The sequence below is a fragment of the Pantoea sp. Fr-CA_6 genome, from assembly GCF_024520895.1.
In the GTDB taxonomy this organism is placed as follows: Bacteria; Pseudomonadota; Gammaproteobacteria; order Enterobacterales; family Enterobacteriaceae; genus Pantoea; species Pantoea agglomerans.
On the sequence record NZ_JALNPO010000008.1, the window covers coordinates 171128 to 188640 of the forward strand.

The window sequence follows — 17513 nt, forward strand, 5'->3', positions numbered from 1 at the left end:
CGGTAGCGGAGTCCTCATGTCGTTTAAGATCAACATCATCAAAGATAAGCTCCTGTCCGAAAACTGGTTTGTGCTGCGTAACTACACCTATGAGATCACCGATCGTCGTGGCGAGGTTATCCGCCATAAACGTGAAGTCTACGATCGCGGAAACGGGGCGACCATCCTGCTCTATAACCGTGAAAAGAACAGCGTGGTCCTGACGCGCCAGTTCCGTATCGCTACTTACGTCAACGGTAACGAGGGCGGCATGTTAATTGAAGCCTGTGCCGGCTTGCTGGACGACGACTCTCCGGAAGATTGCATTCGCAAAGAGGCGATTGAAGAGACCGGTTATGCGGTGGGCGAGGTGGAGAAACTCTATGCCTGCTATATGTCGCCGGGCGGCGTCACTGAATTGATCCACTTTTTCGCAGCGGAATATAATGAATCGCTGCGCGACAATGCGGGCGGCGGTGTTGAAGATGAGTCGATCGACGTGCTGGAACTGCCTTTCCCTGATGCACTGGCAATGGTCGCCGATGGCCGCATTCGCGACGGCAAAACCGTCATGCTGTTGCAGCATGCGCAGATTGCTGGCTGGCTGATACCATAAAAAATCATGCAGTTAGCCTGTTGCAGCGTGACGGCGTTGAGCGTGGAAAGTGAAGCATAATCCACTTTTCATGCACGCTTTTTAAGCAGTTAACTGCGCTTTTTGCACAGGTTCACAGAATGGGAACCCTGGCAGGCCCGTTGATGCGCTATCCTCTCCACTCTGGGTATTCGGGGATCGATTTTCTTAATGTCGTATTGGATGAAATCGCTGTGGCTGTTGCCGTCTCTGTGGGTTGCCTGTGTTCAGGCGGAACCGTTGCAAAAGTCATTCAACGACTGGCAAATCACCTGCAACAATGAAGCCTTTTGTGTGGCGCGCAATATTCCGGGCGACAAAGGGTTAGTGATGACGATTTCGCGGCATGCGGGCGTCAACGATCGCCCCTTGCTGCGAATCGACTACGGCAGTGCCTACAGTGGCGCGCTGCCTGGCGGTTCGCTTCAGGATAACCTGCTACTGGATCAGCGCCGTCTGAAACCCGACCTCAAACACTGGACGGTTGAACCGCACCATCTCGCCACCAGCAATGCCATCGCAATTGATGAGTTTCTTGATCTGGTGATGGAGGCGAAAACCCTTCAGCTCACTTTCGATCCCAATGCGCTGATCTCCCTGCGCGGTATGAAGGCCGCGCTGTTGCTGATGGATGACACCCAGGGGCGGGTCAACAGCATGAGCGCATGGGTTAAACGTGGCGATCGCGCCAGCTGGGATGTTCCGCCGCCGCCTGCGCTGCCGCCACTGCCGCCTGCTGTCGAGCCACCCGCGGCATTGACGCGCGATGAGACCAGCGGATTAATTGATTACGGCACCTGGCGGGTCAATACCGACTCCTGCTCACTCGATCCACTGCGCCGTGAAGTCAGCGTGGCGCCACTCACCGATCAGCGCGCGCTGCTGCTGGTGAGTTGTGAAATGGGGGCTTATAACGTGATCGATCTGGCGTTTGAAGTGACGCGCAGCCAGCCGTATGTCGCGCGCGGCATCACCTTAACTCTGCCGTTTACCCCACCAGGTGCCAGTGACCGACAGCTTGAGCTGATTAACGCCGAATATGATGCGGCCAGCGGCCAGCTCTACACCTTTGGTAAAGGACGTGGGTTGGGTGACTGCGGCAGTGCCACACGCTGGCAGTTTGATGGCACGCGTTTTGTGTTAGCGGAGTATGCGGAAGAGTCGACCTGTGACGCCTGGCACAGCAGTGATGACTGGCCAACCCTGTGGGTCAGCCAGTCTGACGGTGGCGTACAGCAGCGTTAACGAATCGCCTGCACCATCATCGGTGAGCCAAGCTGATTGCCGACCAGTTCGGCCAGCATATTATTCACGCCGTCGCTCATTGGCGTAAAGCGGGTCAGCGGCGAGCGGGTCACCACCACAAATACCCCCACGTTATGCTGCGGCACCATCGCCATATAGGTGATGAAACCGCCGCCGCCGCCGGTTTTCTGAATAATGCCAGGGCGACCATTTTTCGGCCCCATAAAGACCCAGCCCATCCCCAGCGCATCCGCTTTACCCGGCACATCCATGCCTTCTACTTTGCTCAGCTGATCGCGACGATAGATCAGCGTCTGCAGTCGATCGATCTGCGGCGTGCGGTGGTTAACCGAAGAGTTAAGGAACTGCTGCATCCAGCGGCCCATATCATCCGGCGTGGAGTAAACGCCGCCGCTGCCAATCGCCGCCAGGGTGTTATTGCACGGACTGGCTCCTTTTTCCGCCACCATCAGGCGTCCGCACTGCTCTGGCGACGGCGTAAACGTCGTGTCCTTCATGCCGAGCGGTCGGGTAATCAGCTGCTGAAACAGTGCCGGATAGGGTTTGCCGGTGGCGCGCGACAGCGCATCACCCAGCAGATCGTAGCCCAGGTTGGAGTAGGCGGCACTGCTGCCTGGCGCCGCTTTGAGGTTAGCGCGCGACAGCCACGCCCAGCGTTCACCACGGGTCGGCCAGACAAATACCGGACGCTGCGCTTTGCCGCCTGGCTGTTCGCGCGGCAGTCCGCTGGTGTGGGTCGAGAGATTGATCAGGCGAATGGGCTGACCATTGTAGGTGGGCACGCGTGAACCCGGCGGCGCATATTTACTCAGGGGATCGTCGAGGCGGATCTGTCCGCGCTCAGCCAGCTTCACCATCACTTCACTGGTCATCAGCTTACTCAGCGAGGCGATGCGAATCAGCGAATCTTTCTGCGGACGGACATTGTTGCCGGGACGGGTTTCACCAAAGCTGGCGAACACCCGCTGATTGCCATCAATCGCTACCAGTGCCATGCCGGTTGCACCGCTGCCGTAAAAGATATGTTCCGCATAGCGATCAACAATCTGAGAGGCCAGCAGTGGATCGGGCGCGACCTGCGCCATGCTTTTTAATGGAAGCAGTGAAACCATCAGGGCCAGTAAATAGGGTGTGCGCATGTTCAACGGAAGTGGCTTCGCTATAAAATCGGAGGAAATCTGCCTTCACTCATCGGGATGCATCAGGACAGAACCGCGTTATCCCGGCAGAACAACAGCAGGAACAGACGGACAGCCAGCGCACAGGCAGCATTAAGTATGACGGCTCTATAGTAATGAGTTTGCGCAGGGCGGGAAGAGGGGAATAGAGTTTTTTTTATGTATCAGGCTATAAGTGGAAATGGCCCTTCCCGGTGAGCCGGGAAGGGCATAAGCATTAAACTGGCTTGAGTAATGCTTCAGCGTGGCTGACGATATTCTCAACCGTGAAGCCAAACTCCGGGAACAACTGACTGGCCGGGGCCGATTCACCAAAGGTGGTCATACCGACAATCGCACCGTCCAGACCGACATACTTGAACCAGTAGTCAGCAATACCCGCTTCTACCGCCACACGCGCTTTCACGCCGCTCGGCAGTACGGATTCGCGGTAAGCGGCATCCTGCGCATCAAACAGGTCAGTAGAAGGCAGTGAAACCACCCGAACCTTGTGACCGCCTGAAGTGAGCTTATCCGCTGCACCCAGGGTGATCTCAATCTCTGAACCGGTCGCGATCAGAATCACTTCTGGTATGCCGTCGCAATCCTTCAGCACGTAGCCGCCGCGTTTGATGTTTTCGATCTGCTCCGGGGTACGTTCCGGCTGCAGCAGATTCTGACGCGAGAGGATCAGCGCTGTCGGACCGTGATGACGTTCGACGGCGGCTTTCCACGCTACAGCCGTTTCGACCTGATCGCACGGACGCCATACGCTCATATTTGGCGTCAGACGCAGGCTGGCGATCTGCTCTACCGGCTGGTGCGTCGGGCCATCTTCGCCCAGACCGATGGAGTCATGGGTGTAGACCAGAATCTGTCGTGCCTTCATCAGCGCAGCCATACGCGCGGCGTTACGCGCATATTCTACAAACATCAGGAAGGTTGCGGTGTAGGGAACGAAACCGCCATGGTGCGCGATACCGTTACCAATCGCCGTCATACCAAATTCACGCACGCCGTAGTGAATATAGTTACCGGCCGGATCCTCTTTGATCGATTTAGAACCTGACCAGATGGTGAGGTTACTCGGTGCCAGGTCAGCAGAACCGCCGAGGAACTCCGGCAGCATTTTGCCGTAGGCTTCCAGCGAGTTTTGTGACGCTTTACGGCTGGCGATTTTCTGCGGGTTAGCCTGCAACTCCTGAATGAACCGGGTCGCTTCGGTTTCCCAGTTGGCGGGCATTTCGCCATTCATCCGGCGCTCATACTCTTTCGCCAGCTCTGGATGGGCTTCTTTGTAAGCCGCAAATTTTGCATCCCAGGCTTTTTCACGTTCAGCACCCGCCGCTTTGGCATCCCACTGCTGGTAGATTTCAGCCGGGATCTCAAACGCCGGATAGTTCCAGCCGAGCTGTTTGCGGGTCAGGGCAACTTCTGCCTCACCCAGCGCCGCGCCGTGCGACTCCTCTTTACCGGCTTTGTTCGGCGAACCGAAACCGATAATGGTGCGGCAGATAATCAGTGAAGGCTTATCGGTGACGCTCTGCGCCTCTTTGATCGCCTCACGAATGGCATCAGCGTCATGGCCGTCGATATCGCCAATCACATGCCAGTTGTAGGACTCAAAGCGTTTATGGGTGTCGTCAGTAAACCAGCCTTCGGTCTCGCCATCGATCGAGATACCGTTATGGTCATAGAAGCCGATCAGTTTGCCGAGACCCAGGGTCCCCGCCAGTGAACAGACTTCGTGCGAGATGCCTTCCATCAGACAGCCATCGCCCATAAACACATAGGTGTGGTGATCGACAATCTCATGATCCGGACGGTTAAACTGCGCGGCCAGCGTGCGTTCTGCAATGGCTAAGCCCACGGCGTTAGCCAGTCCCTGACCCAGCGGGCCAGTGGTGGTTTCAACGCCTGGGGTGTAGCCGATTTCCGGGTGACCTGGCGTTTTAGAGTGCAGCTGACGGAAATTTTTCAGCTCTTCAATCGGCAGGTCATAACCGCTCAGGTGCAGCAGGCTATAAAGCAGCATCGAGCCGTGGCCGTTGGAGAGGATAAAGCGGTCGCGATCAAGCCAGGCGGGATTGGTCGGATTATGCTGGAGGAAGTCGCGCCACAACACTTCGGCGATATCGGCCATTCCCATTGGCGCTCCGGGGTGGCCTGAATTTGCCTTCTGTACCGCATCCATGCTCAGTGCACGAATCGCGTTTGCCAACTCTCTGCGTGAGGACATAAAGTTCTCCCTTGTTATGCATCAGGGCGGGAAAGTCCCGCCCGACTAAAATAAAGACTACAGGCGTGCGGCGAGCACATCTTCCAGCTTCTGCTGGTCAACCGCGAACTGGCGGATGCCGTCAGAGAGTTTTTCAACTGCCATTGGATCCTGATTATGTTCCCAACGGAACTCCGCCTCGGAGAGCGGCGACGGCTGGTGGAAACCTTCAGTTGAAGGCTCCAGTTTGCGCTCAAGCGGCGCATCACTGTTCTGCAACTCTTCCAGCAGATTAGGTGACAGGGTCAGGCGGTCGCAGCCTGCCAGCGCGATAATCTGCTCCACTTTACGGAAGCTGGCGCCCATGATGATGGTGCTGTAACGATGCTTTTTGTAGTAATCGTAGATGCGACGCACGGATTTCACGCCCGGATCTTCATCTGCCACGTAGGGGTCCATGGGTTTGCGCGAGTTATACCAGTCGTAGATGCGTCCAACGAACGGGGAGATCAGGAACACGCCCGCTTCGGCACAGGCACGCGCCTGAGCAAAGGAGAAGAGCAGTGTCAGGTTGCACTGAATGCCGTTTTTCTCCAGCTCTTCCGCTGCGCGGATGCCTTCCCAGGTCGAGGCCAGCTTAATCAGTACGCGTGAGCGATCGATACCGTGCTCTTCATACATCCGAATCAGTTTTTCTGCTTTGGTCACACACATGCCACGATCGAAGGAGAGGCGCGCATCCACTTCGGTCGAAACACGGCCCGGTATGCTTTTCAGGATTTCCATACCAAGGTTGATCGCCACTTTGTCGCTGGCGTTGATAATCTGCGTCTCTTTGCTGCCGCCCTGTTTTTTGGCGTACTCAATCGCGTCATCCATCAGGTGCTTATACCCTTCGAGACCGGACGCTTTCAGAATGAGTGAGGGATTGGTGGTGGCGTCTTCCGGATGGTAATTACGAATCGATTCGATATCACCACTGTCCGCCACCACGGTGGTGAACTGTTTTAGGGCTTCTAGCTGGTTCATCTCTAAACTCCTTGAAAAGAAAAATGAAAGCGAACAGGGGGCACCTCAAGCCTCGCAGCCGGTCTGTGGCATGTTCTGCTACCGGGAACGCGAACCCATAACATTGCAACAGAGAGTTTCTGATGAACATGCGGTTTCTCTGATTGTTGCGCTGCGAGGCGGTGCGAAGGAGCCGTCATGCGGTGTTAACCGTGGGGTGCGCCATATTCCACCCATAAGCATAGCAGTCAGGAGGAATGACGCAGGCCACACTGTAGCAATCTGTGCCCTGTAAAAAAGAAGAGGCCGATCAGGCGAGAGGTAAGCGCAGCGCGGGTTGAGACGCGCGCTGCAGCGGCAGAAACGATCAGACTGGCAGATTCAGCCAGTTCTTCACCGGCAGGAAATCGCGATAGAGGGCGGCTTCAGGCGAGTCGGCATCGGGCTGATAATCATATTCCCAGCGCACCAGCGGGGGCATCGACATCAGGATCGACTCAGTGCGACCGCCGGTCTGCAGACCAAACAGCGTGCCGCGGTCCCACACCAGATTAAACTCCACATAGCGACCACGGCGATAGAGCTGGAACTGACGCTCACGATCGCCCCACGGGTGATCTTTACGGCGCGCCACAATCGGCCGATAGGCATCCATAAAGCCGCGGCCAACCGCCTGCATAAAGCTGAAGCTCTGCTCAAAGTCGGGCGTATTGAGATCGTCAAAAAACAGGCCGCCAATGCCGCGCTGCTCATCACGATGCTTCAGATAGAAATAGTCATCACACCACTTTTTATAGCGCGGATAGACATCCTCGCCAAAAGGCTGGCAGAGATCAGCGGCGGTCTGGTGCCAGTGCAGCGCATCTTCTTCGAAGCCATAAAAAGGGGTCAGGTCAAATCCGCCACCAAACCACCAGACCGGATCGGCACCCGGTTTCTCCGCGATAAAAAAGCGCACGTTGGCGTGGCTGGTAGGTACATAGGGGTTGTTCGGGTGGATCACCAGCGACACGCCCATTGCTTCAAAGCTGCGACCCGCCAGCTCCGGCCGGTGTGCAGTGGCGGATGCCGGCATCTGATCGCCATGCACGTGCGAAAAGTTGACGCCCGCCTGCTCAAACACCGCGCCGTTGCGCAGCACGCGGCTCTGACCGCCGCCGCCGCCAGGACGCTGCCAGCTATCTTCGGCAAACGCTGCGCCGCCATCTTCAGCCGCCAGCTGGTTACAAATCTCATCCTGCAATGCGAGCAGGAATGCTTTTACGCGGGAAATATCAGCCATTTTTTCGCTTATGGTTTGTCAAAGTCTGACGCGATTATACGCAAAACCGCGCCGCTTGCATGAGTGCAGCGAGTCGCACGGCCTGAACCGGCGACACGCATCAGGCGTTGCGGCGATCAAACTCATCAAAGTAATTGACGATGCCGCTGGCAATAGCCGAGGCGATTTTCTGGCGAAACGCGGTGGTGCCAAGCAGCTGCTCTTCACGCGGATTAGTGATAAAGGAGGTCTCGACCAGCACCGAGGGGATCGACGGGGACTTGAGTACTGCGAAGGCCGCCTGCTCGGTGTGCTGACTGTGAAGATGATGAACCGGGCGGATCTGATCCAGTACATGCTTGCCCAGCGTCAGGCTGTTTTTGATGGTGTCCGTCTGCACCAGATCGAACAGGATCTGCTGCAGATAGTGATCCTGCTGCTGCGCTTTCACGCCACCCAGCTTGTCCGCATCGTTCTCCCGCTGTGACAGATAACGCGCCATCGAGCTGCTGGCACCGCGATTAGAGAGCGCAAACACCGAGGCACCGCTGGCATCGGGACTGGTAAAACCGTCGGCATGAATCGACATAAAGAGATCTGCGCCGTGCTGGTGGGCGATCTCCACCCGCTGATAGAGCGGAATAAAGTGGTCGCTGTCGCGGGTCAGACGTACTTCTATGCGCGGATGGCTCTGTAGCTGACGTTGTACGTTGCCGGCAATCTCCAGCACGATGTGTTTCTCTTCGGAACCCTCTTCGCCAACGGCACCAGAGTCGATGCCGCCGTGACCGGGGTCGATCATCACGATACGTTTCCCGTTCTTTGCGGGCGGGGCAGGGCGCGAGTGACGATTTGCACCAGTAAGCGCAGACTGCTCTTTAGCCTGAACCGCGCGCGGCGATAAAATGGCCAGAGCCAGCCCGGAAAGCAGTAACTGACGGCGATGAATCAAACGTTTAAGCAGGTGCATGTGCGGGTCCGGTAACAGGAATCTTGCCGGTGTTATAGCCTAAGGGGCTGCTGCCTGCGATCACAGAACCATTTCAGGGCATTACTTTGTATTGCAGGTCGCGAACAGTAAATTTGCGCTTTTTTATTTGTCGCCCGTCATGGAGGGTTGCGTGCGGCAGAGAATGCGTGATAATCACCAAATTGTGCTTATTTGCAGGTAAAGAAGATGGAAATCCGCGCCTTCCGCCAGGAAGATTTTGAAGAAGTGATCACCTTATGGGAACGTTGCGATTTGTTACGGCCATGGAACGATCCTGAGCTGGATATCGAACGCAAAATGAATCACGACCCCGATCTCTTTCTGGTCGCTGAAGTGGGCGGCGTGGTCGTGGGCACACTGATGGGCGGCTATGATGGCCATCGCGGCGCGGCTTACTATCTGGCCGTGCATCCCGACTATCAGGGACGCGGCTTTGCGAATGCGCTGATGAACCGTCTGGAGAAGAAGCTTATCGCGCGCGGCTGTCCGAAACTGCATCTGATGATCCGCGAAGAGAATGATCAGGTAGTGGCGTTCTATGAGAAGCTCGATTATGAGCCGGTTGATGCGCTGCTGTTTGGTAAACGTTTGATCGAAGATCGTGAATACTAAGCCGTCACCAGGCTATCTGCCGGACGAGTATGACGCCAGAGGGCAGCTGCGGCTGCCGTTTCTTTTTTGGCTGATCCTGTTACTCCAGGCACGGACCTGGCTGCTGCTGGTAATGGCCGGTGCGTCTCGGCAGCAGGGCAACGATCTGCTGGCGCTGTTCTATCCGGATCGGCAGGCGTTCTGGATCGGTCTTGCGCTGGGTTTACCGGCGCTGGCGGGCCTGCTGCTGACCGGGTATCGCACCCGCCTGCCGCGACTCTGGCAGCACTGGCGCAGCGTGCTGGCGCTGTCGCTGCTGGTGAATCTGCTCTGGCAGGGAATGCAGTTTGTGCAGGGCGATCTGCTCACCTCACCGCTGCCATTGCTGCTGACGTTGTTTGACCTGCTGGCGCTGATCTGGCTGCAATCCAGCCGCCGCTGTCGCGACTGCTTTCTGCCCGAACATCATCTTCACTAAACTTTTTGTCGCTTTGCGACTCCAATCAGTTCCGCCTTTCCGGCATCGCATTTACAGGAGTTCTCATGAAAGCTGTTCGTTCCACGCTACTGATCGCCGCGGTTGTACTGAGCGGCTGTGCCAGTTCGGGTTCCGGCGCTGACAGCAGCCAGCAGGCAAGCTGGTGGAATCCGCTGACGTATCACTGGTCTTCGGCGCTGCCGTGGAACTGGTTCGGTTCCTCGCTGACCGCGACTGAACAGGGTGTGGGTGGGTTAACTGCCTCGACCGCCATGAAAGAGGACGCGATTAATGCCGGACTGAACGGTGACTATAGCCTGCGTCAGGGCATGCGCAGCCAGAATGGTCAGGTGGTCTCTTTCTGGCAGGCGCTGGATGATGGCAACGTTAAACTGGTGATTTACGGGCAGTCGCAGGTCGAACGTATTGAGGTCATGGACAGCGCAATCGCCAGCAGCGATGGCAGCAAAGTGGGTGATGTCTTCAGTAATAAGTTCAGCAAAGCCTTCGACAACTGCACCTTAGCCAGCGGCACCGATGCGCGTGACGTGGCATGCCGTGCGCCTGGCAGTCAGCATCTGACCTATGTTTATCAGGGTGACTGGCATGGACCGGAGGGCTTAATGCCCTCGGACGATACGCTGAAAAGCTGGAAAATCAGCAAGATTGTCTGGCAGCGTTAATCCCTCGTCTTCAGCGCGCCGCCCGTCAGGCGGCCGCTGAGCCTCCCAAAACCTTTGCCGGCGCGCACGGCACGGGGTTCCTCCTCCCCATCGGCTTTTGCTGATTTCTGCATAAACAGTGCCGTCGTCTTATGCTTTTTTCGACTTTGAAATCATCAAACGATATATAAAACCGTTACTGGTTTTCACTGAGTTATAAATAAACTGGTGCCTCAGCGGGTGAGATCCGCATCAATCTTTTTCAGGGTGCCAAATGACATTACAAGCGATGAAAAAAATCGTGAGCGGTATCGCGTTGTCGCTGAGCCTGGCCGGCGCAGCCAATGCCACTGAACTTCTTAATAGCTCTTACGATGTTTCGCGGGAGCTGTTTGTCGCCCTGAATGCTCCCTTCGTTAAACAGTGGGATGCCAGCCATCCCAGTGATCCACTGACCATTAAGATGTCGCACGCCGGTTCATCGAAGCAGGCGCTGGCTATCCTGCAGGGACTGCGCGCGGATGTCGTCACATACAATCAGGTTACGGATGTGCAGGTGCTGCACGATAAAGGCAACCTGATTGCCGCAGACTGGAAAAGCCGTCTGCCGAATAACAGCTCGCCTTTCTACTCCACCATGGCGTTTCTGGTGCGCAAAGGGAATCCAAAACAGATTCACGACTGGTCAGATTTGACCCGCAGTGATGTGAAGCTGATTTTCCCGAATCCGAAAACCTCCGGTAATGGTCGCTATACCTATCTGGCCGCCTGGGGCGCAGCGGATAAAGCGGACGGGGGCGATCAGGCCAAAACCCGTGCCTTTATGACGCAATTCCTGAAAAACGTTGAAGTGTTCGACACCGGCGGTCGCGGTGCGACTACGACCTTTGCTGAGCGTGGCCTGGGCGACGTATTAATTAGCTTTGAGTCCGAAGTGAATAACATCCGCAACCAGTACGGCAAAGATGAGTATGAAGTGGTGGTGCCGAAAACCAACATTCTGGCGGAGTTTCCGGTGGCATGGGTGGATAAAAACGTCGCGACCAATAAAACCGCTGATGCGGCCAGCGCTTATCTGAACTATCTCTACACGCCTGAAGCGCAGAATATTATTACTCACTACTACTATCGCGTGAACAATGCACAGCTGATGGCGGAGCAGAAAGATCGCTTCCCGCAGACCAGCCTGTTCCGGGTGGAAGAGGCGTTTGGCGGCTGGGATAAGGTGATGAAGACGCACTTCGTCAGCGGCGGTGAGCTTGATAAGTTGTTAGCGGCGGGGCGCGGATAATGTTTGCAGCCAGCCAGAAACGCGTGTTGCCCGGCTTTGGTCTCAGCCTCGGCACCAGTCTGCTCTTTACCTGTCTGATTCTGCTGCTGCCTATCAGCGCGGTGATCATGCAGCTGTCGCAGATGACGCTGCAACAGTACTGGGATGTGGTGACCAATCCGCAGCTGATTGCCGCCTATAAAGTAACGCTGCTCTCTGCAGGCGTCGCCTCACTGTTTAATGCGGTGTTCGGCATGCTGATGGCATGGATCCTGACCCGTTACCGTTTTCCGGGCCGGACGCTGCTGGATGGCCTGATGGATCTGCCGTTTGCACTGCCTACGGCGGTGGCGGGTCTGACCCTGGCCGGACTCTTTTCGGTCAACGGCTGGTATGGACAGTGGTTCGCTCAGTTCGACATCAAAATCTCTTACACCTGGATTGGTATCGCCATCGCCATGGCCTTTACCAGCATTCCGTTTGTGGTGCGTACCGTACAGCCGGTGCTGGAAGAGTTAGGCCCGGAGTATGAAGAGGCGGCCGAAACGCTGGGTGCCACGCCGTGGCAGAGCTTCCGCCGCGTCGTGTTGCCGGAAGTGGCACCGGCGCTGCTGGCCGGAACGGCGCTCTCCTTTACCCGCAGCCTGGGTGAATTTGGTGCGGTGATCTTTATTGCCGGTAACATCGCCTGGAAAACGGAAGTCACCTCGCTGATGATTTTTGTCCGGCTGCAGGAGTTCGACTATCCGGCGGCCAGCGCCATCGCCTCGGTGATCCTGGCGGCATCGCTGATTCTGTTATTTGCGATTAACACATTACAGAGCCGCTTTGGCCGTCGTCTGGGAGGTCACTAATGGCTGAGGTTTCACAAATTAATCACGCTGCTCGTCAGCCAGTGAACTGGGGCAAGTGGCTGCTGATTAGTATCGGCGCGCTGATCTCGATTCTGCTGCTGGTGGTGCCGATGGCCTCCATCTTCTGGGAAGCGCTGAATCAGGGGCTCATTGTCGCCCTCAGCAATCTGGCAGACCCGGACATGCTGCACGCCATCTGGCTGACCGTGATGGTGGCGTTGATCACCGTACCGGTTAACCTGGTGTTCGGCACGCTGCTCGCCTGGCTGGTGACGCGCTTTACCTTTCCGGGGCGTCAGTTGCTGCTGACCCTGTTTGATATTCCTTTTGCCGTGTCGCCGGTCGTGGCCGGTCTGATGTATCTGCTGTTCTGGGGCGTTAATGGCCCGGCAGGCGGCTGGCTGGATGCGCATAACATCCAGATTATGTTTGCCTGGCCTGGCATGGTGCTGGCGACGGTGTTTGTGACCTGTCCGTTTGTGGTGCGCGAACTGGTCCCGGTGATGCTGAGTCAGGGCAGTCATGAAGATGAAGCGGCGGTGCTGCTGGGCGCCTCTGGCTGGCAGATGTTCCGCCGCGTAACGCTGCCGAACATTCGCTGGGCGCTGCTGTATGGCATCGTGCTGACCAACGCCCGTGCGATTGGTGAATTTGGTGCGGTCTCGGTGGTATCGGGATCGATTCGCGGTGAGACCTACACATTACCGCTTCAGGTTGAATTATTGCATCAGGACTACAACACCGTTGGCGCATTCACCGCGGCCGCCCTGTTAACCCTGATGGCAATTGTGACGCTGTTTCTGAAAAGCATTGTGCAGTGGCGTTTAGAGCAACAGCACAAACGCCTGCAACAGGAGGGAAATCATGAGCATTGAGATTAACAAGATCAACAAATCCTTTGGTCGCACATCGGTGCTGAACGATATCTCTCTGGATATTGCCTCGGGTGAAATGGTGGCGCTGCTTGGCCCATCAGGCTCGGGTAAAACCACGCTGCTGCGCATTATTGCCGGGCTGGAGCATCAGAACAGCGGTCACATCCGTTTTCATGGCAACGATGTCAGCCGCCTGCATGCGCGCGATCGTCAGGTCGGTTTTGTCTTCCAGCACTACGCGCTGTTCCGTCATATGACGGTATTCGACAACATCGCCTTTGGCCTGACCGTGCTGCCGCGTCGTGAGCGTCCTTCAACGGCGGAGATCAAACAGCGTGTTACCCGTCTGCTGGAGATGGTGCAGCTGGCTCATCTGGCGAATCGCTTCCCGGCACAGCTGTCGGGCGGCCAGAAACAGCGTGTGGCGCTGGCGCGTGCGTTAGCGGTTGAACCGCAGATTCTGCTGCTGGATGAACCCTTTGGCGCGCTGGATGCTCAGGTGCGTAAAGAGCTGCGCCGCTGGCTGCGTCAGCTGCATGAAGAGCTGAAATTCACCAGCGTGTTTGTCACCCACGACCAGGAAGAGGCGATGGAAGTGGCAGATCGCGTGGTGGTGATGAGCCAGGGCAACATCGAGCAGGTCGGCACGCCAGATGATGTGTGGCGCGATCCGGCGACCCGTTTTGTGCTGGAATTCCTGGGTGAAGTGAACCGCTTTGATGGGGAGATTCAGGGATCACAGTTCCACGTTGGCGCGCACCACTGGCCGCTGGGCTATACCTCGGCCCACCAGGGCGCGGTTGAGCTGTTCCTGCGTCCGTGGGAAATCGACGTGTCACGCCGCAGCAGTCTGGAAACCCCGCTGCCGGTACAGGTACTGGAAGTGAGCCCGCGTGGACACTTCTGGCAGCTGGTCGTCCAGCCTGCAGGCTGGCAAAGCGAGCCGGTCTCGGTGGTGTTTGAAGGTGAGCAGACAGCGCCGATTCGCGGCGAGCGTCTGTTTGTTGGCTTGCAGCAGGCGCGTCTCTATAAGGGCGATACGCCACTGCGCGCAGTTGCCTTTGCACAAAGCGCCTGATATTTTCTCTTCAACACCGGGCGGGAGTGACACTCCCGCCTTTTTTTCGCATCTGGTTTGTAAGATGCCAGGAACCGCACCGTGACGACTCTCGAAAATACCATCGGCAATACCCCGCTGATTAAGTTGCAGCGCCTGACGCCCGCCAACGGCAGCGAGGTCTGGCTCAAGCTGGAAGGCAATAATCCGGCAGGTTCGGTAAAAGATCGCGCGGCCTGGTCGATGATCAATCAGGCGGAGCTGCGTGGTGATATTTCACCCGGCGATCAGCTGATTGAAGCTACCAGCGGCAACACCGGGATTGCGCTGGCGATGATCGCGGCGATGAAAGGCTACCGACTTCGCCTGCTGATGCCCGACAACATGAGTCAGGAGCGGCAGGACGCGATGCGCGCCTATGGCGCAGAGTTAATCCTGGTGCCACGTGAACAGGGCATGGAGGGCGCACGCGATCTGGCGCAGGCGATGGCGGCGCGCGGTGAAGGCCGGGTGCTGGACCAGTTTAATAATCCCGATAATCCGCTGGGTCACTATCAGACCACCGGCCCGGAATTGTGGCAACAGTCGAACCAGCGCATGACCCATTTTGTCTCCAGCATGGGCACCACCGGCACCATTACCGGCGTAGGACGATATCTGAAAGAGCTCAACACGGGCGTGCAGGTGATCGGTTTGCAGCCCAGCGAAGGCAGCAGTATTCCGGGTATTCGTCGCTGGCCGCTGGCCTATCTGCCGGGGATCTATCGTCCCGATCTGGTGGATGATGTGATGGATATGACGCAAAAGGAAGCGGAAGAGACGATGCGCGCGCTGGCACGCCGTGAAGGCATTTTCTGTGGCGTCAGTTCAGGCGGCGCGGTGGCGGGTGCGCTGCGCATCGCGCAGGCCAATCCTGGCAGCGTGGTGGTGGCGATCGCCTGCGATCGTGGTGACCGTTATCTCTCTACCGGACTCTACCATCAGTAACCTCTGCCGATGCGGAATCAGGCCTGTGCGTGCATTTACTGCCCACAGGCCTTTTTTTAACCACAATTTTCGGTGCCAGACAGACTGAATCTGTAAGGATCGCGTAAATCAGGCTGCGCGAATGTTCAGCACAGGACAAAATAGCGGCAATTCTCCAGAGAGATAACCATGAAAATTTTGCTTGTTGATGATGATGTTGAATTAGGCACGATGTTAAGTCAGTACCTGATCGGGGAAGGGTTTGATGCCCAGCTGGTTCTGACCGGCAGCGCTGGCGTGCAGGGCGCGTTATCGGGAGAGTTCACCGCCATGATCCTGGACATTATGCTGCCTGACATGAGCGGCATTGATGTGTTGCGTCAGGTGCGCCAGAACAGCCGGATACCGGTGATTATGCTGACCGCCAAAGGCGATAATATTGATCGCGTGATCGGTCTGGAGATGGGCGCGGATGACTATATGCCCAAGCCCTGCTATCCCCGTGAACTGGTGGCGCGTCTGCGCGCCGTATTACGCCGTTTCGAAGAGCAGGCGCCGCAGCCAGACGCCAGAGAGCCGCTGCGCTGGGGAGAGCTGATGCTTAATCCCGCCACCCGCATCAGCGAATGGCAGGGTAAAACCTTTGATCTGACGGCGTCGGAATTTAATCTGCTGGATCTGCTGCTGCGTGCACCGGACAGAGTGGTGTCAAAAGATGAGCTCTCCGAAAAGGGACTCGGTCGTCCGCGTGAAGCCTATGACCGCAGCGTCGATGTGCATATCAGTAACATTCGTCAGAAGCTCAGTGCATTAACCGCTGACAGCATCAACATCGAAACCGTTCGCAGCATCGGTTATCGTATTCGATGAAGCAGAGTTACCGTGGACGCATGTTCTGGAAGATCTTTATCGGCTTCTGGATCGTTTTTGTCATCATGAGCCAGCTTATCTGGCTCGGCTTTACGCTCTCCGGTAAACGGCATGAACCGCCTGAACTCGTGGCTATCCGCCGTATTGTGGATCTGCAGATGACCTCCGCCGCGTCAGTGCTGGAGCGGGGCGGGCCTGATGCGCTGAATGCGATGCTCTCGGACTGGGATAACAGCGACCGGCAGTTCTTCCACGTCACCCAACAGACAAAACCGTCACAATCAGAAAACAGTGGCAACCTGGATATCAGAGGGCGCTTTCCTGAAGAGGTGGTGCGCTGGGTTCGCGGTGCAGATGGCAAAGCCTATCTGCTGCGCTACGACCTGGATGGCATGCGTAAAGACAGCACGCTGAACATGATGCCGCGAAAATTTCTGAATATTCCTGAGCCGATGTTTGTCTTCGCCGGCTCGGTGGGATTGCTGTTCAGTCTGCTGCTGGCCTGGAATCTGACGCGACCTATGCGTCAGCTGCGGGAAGGATTTTCCCGCGTGGCTGAGGGCGATTTAAGCGTGCGGCTGTTTCCGATCATGCGTAAGCGGCACGACGAGATCTCAAACGTCGCTGAAGCCTTTGACGCCATGGTCGAGCGGCTCGATACCCTGGTGCGCGCCCGTGAAGAACTGTTGCATGATATCTCACATGAGCTCCGTTCACCGCTGGCCCGACTGCAGCTGGCGACCGGGCTGGCCAGACAGACGCCAGAAAGTGTGAACAGTTCGCTTGATCGCATTGATGAAGAGGCGCGTCGGCTGGACAAGATGATCGGTGAACTGCTGACACTGTCGCGGGCTGAGCATGAAAGCATCCCGGATGAGCAATATTTTGATCTGACCGGCTTGCTGCAGGCGGTTATTACCGATGTCCGTTATGAAGCGCAGATCCCAGGCGTGCAGGTAGAGTTGCAGGTCGACGATCGCGCTGATTACACCGTGCGAGGCAATGCAGAGCTGATACGGCGCGGAGCAGAGAATGTATTACGCAATGCGCTGCGCTTCTCTCAGCCAGGGCAGCGGATTGATGTTAATCTGCGCGCAGAACAGCAGTGGCTGGTGATTCAGGTGCGCGATCAGGGGCCGGGTGTCGATGAGGATAAGCTCTCCAGCATCTTTGACCCGTTTGTGCGGGTGAATTCGCCGCTGATGGGCAAAGGTTATGGTCTGGGACTGGCTATCGTGCGCAAGGTGGTGCTGGCGCATCATGGTGAGGTCGAGGCAAGAAACCGGCCAGAAGGCGGACTGGAACTGACGCTGCGTCTGCCGCACTGGCAGCCCTGAACAGGCATACAGCAGAAACGATAACGGCACCCGCGGGTG

At 56.8% G+C, this 17513-nt stretch carries 17 protein-coding genes; 12 read left to right on the forward strand and 5 right to left on the reverse strand.

Features of this window, described 5'->3' with window-relative positions; all coding sequences use genetic code 11:
- Positions 1-16 precede the first annotated feature (16 nt).
- Entirely contained in the window at positions 17-595 is a 579-nt protein-coding gene (gene nudK, locus NR201_RS15745; protein ID WP_010259968.1) for a GDP-mannose pyrophosphatase NudK, read from the forward strand.
- A gap of 189 nt (positions 596-784) precedes the next feature.
- The gene (locus NR201_RS15750; RefSeq protein ID WP_010259965.1) at positions 785-1858 is read left to right on the forward strand and encodes a DUF1176 domain-containing protein; all 1074 of its coding nucleotides are present in this window, start codon (positions 785-787) and stop codon (positions 1856-1858) included.
- Here the strand turns inward: NR201_RS15750 and ampH are convergent.
- From ampH to amiA, 5 genes are all read right to left on the reverse strand, one after another.
- Positions 1855-3018 (reverse strand): D-alanyl-D-alanine-carboxypeptidase/endopeptidase AmpH, encoded by a 1164-nt coding sequence (gene ampH, locus NR201_RS15755; RefSeq protein WP_010259962.1) that lies wholly within the window; start codon positions 3016-3018, stop codon positions 1855-1857. The genes NR201_RS15750 and ampH overlap by 4 nt on opposite strands.
- A gap of 256 nt (positions 3019-3274) precedes the next feature.
- On the reverse strand, positions 3275-5275 hold the full coding sequence (tkt, locus tag NR201_RS15760; RefSeq protein ID WP_158131460.1) for a transketolase: 2001 nt from the start codon (positions 5273-5275) through the stop codon (positions 3275-3277).
- A 57-nt stretch (positions 5276-5332) separates the two neighbouring features.
- A complete protein-coding gene (tal, locus tag NR201_RS15765; RefSeq protein ID WP_010259954.1) occupies positions 5333-6283 on the reverse strand; it encodes a transaldolase in 951 nt (316 codons plus the stop codon).
- Positions 6284-6629: 346 nt separating this feature from the next.
- Positions 6630-7544 carry an oxygen-dependent coproporphyrinogen oxidase gene (gene hemF / locus NR201_RS15770; protein ID WP_010671360.1) on the reverse strand — a complete coding sequence of 305 codons (915 nt, stop codon included), beginning with the start codon at positions 7542-7544 and terminating at the stop codon, positions 6630-6632.
- A gap of 100 nt (positions 7545-7644) precedes the next feature.
- Positions 7645-8493 carry an N-acetylmuramoyl-L-alanine amidase AmiA gene (gene amiA, locus NR201_RS15775; RefSeq protein WP_010259947.1) on the reverse strand — a complete coding sequence of 283 codons (849 nt, stop codon included), beginning with the start codon at positions 8491-8493 and terminating at the stop codon, positions 7645-7647.
- Positions 8494-8700: 207 nt separating this feature from the next.
- On the opposite strand from amiA, the gene NR201_RS15780 reads away from it, so the two are divergent.
- From NR201_RS15780 to NR201_RS15825, 10 genes are all read left to right on the forward strand, one after another.
- Positions 8701-9126 (forward strand): GNAT family acetyltransferase, encoded by a 426-nt coding sequence (locus tag NR201_RS15780; protein ID WP_003848834.1) that lies wholly within the window; start codon positions 8701-8703, stop codon positions 9124-9126.
- Complete coding sequence (locus tag NR201_RS15785) at positions 9116-9583, forward strand: DUF2919 family protein (protein ID WP_010259942.1); 468 nt, start codon at positions 9116-9118, stop codon at positions 9581-9583. The genes NR201_RS15780 and NR201_RS15785 overlap by 11 nt, the downstream gene beginning before the upstream one ends.
- Positions 9584-9648: 65 nt before the next feature.
- Positions 9649-10266, forward strand: a complete 618-nt coding sequence (locus NR201_RS15790) for an RpoE-regulated lipoprotein (RefSeq protein ID WP_010671361.1) — start codon at positions 9649-9651, stop codon at positions 10264-10266.
- Positions 10267-10519: 253 nt separating this feature from the next.
- Positions 10520-11536, forward strand: coding sequence for a sulfate ABC transporter substrate-binding protein (locus NR201_RS15795; protein ID WP_033778687.1), 1017 nt, complete (start codon positions 10520-10522; stop codon positions 11534-11536).
- Positions 11536-12369 (forward strand): sulfate/thiosulfate ABC transporter permease CysT, encoded by an 834-nt coding sequence (cysT, locus tag NR201_RS15800; protein ID WP_010259932.1) that lies wholly within the window; start codon positions 11536-11538, stop codon positions 12367-12369. Before NR201_RS15795 ends, cysT begins: the two co-directional genes overlap by 1 nt.
- Positions 12369-13244 carry a sulfate/thiosulfate ABC transporter permease CysW gene (gene cysW, locus NR201_RS15805; RefSeq protein ID WP_010259929.1) on the forward strand — a complete coding sequence of 292 codons (876 nt, stop codon included), beginning with the start codon at positions 12369-12371 and terminating at the stop codon, positions 13242-13244. The genes cysT and cysW overlap by 1 nt, the downstream gene beginning before the upstream one ends.
- Entirely contained in the window at positions 13234-14322 is a 1089-nt protein-coding gene (gene cysA, locus NR201_RS15810; RefSeq protein WP_010259925.1) for a sulfate/thiosulfate ABC transporter ATP-binding protein CysA, read from the forward strand. Before cysW ends, cysA begins: the two co-directional genes overlap by 11 nt.
- Before the next feature lie 81 nt (positions 14323-14403).
- The gene (gene cysM / locus NR201_RS15815) at positions 14404-15288 is read left to right on the forward strand and encodes a cysteine synthase CysM (protein ID WP_033772372.1); all 885 of its coding nucleotides are present in this window, start codon (positions 14404-14406) and stop codon (positions 15286-15288) included.
- 168 nt (positions 15289-15456) lie between these two features.
- Positions 15457-16137: a response regulator transcription factor gene (locus NR201_RS15820; protein ID WP_010671364.1), complete on the forward strand. Its 681-nt coding sequence runs from the start codon at positions 15457-15459 to the stop codon at positions 16135-16137.
- Positions 16134-17474 (forward strand): ATP-binding protein, encoded by a 1341-nt coding sequence (locus NR201_RS15825; RefSeq protein ID WP_256849954.1) that lies wholly within the window; start codon positions 16134-16136, stop codon positions 17472-17474. The genes NR201_RS15820 and NR201_RS15825 overlap by 4 nt, the downstream gene beginning before the upstream one ends.
- Positions 17475-17513: the final 39 nt, after the last annotated feature.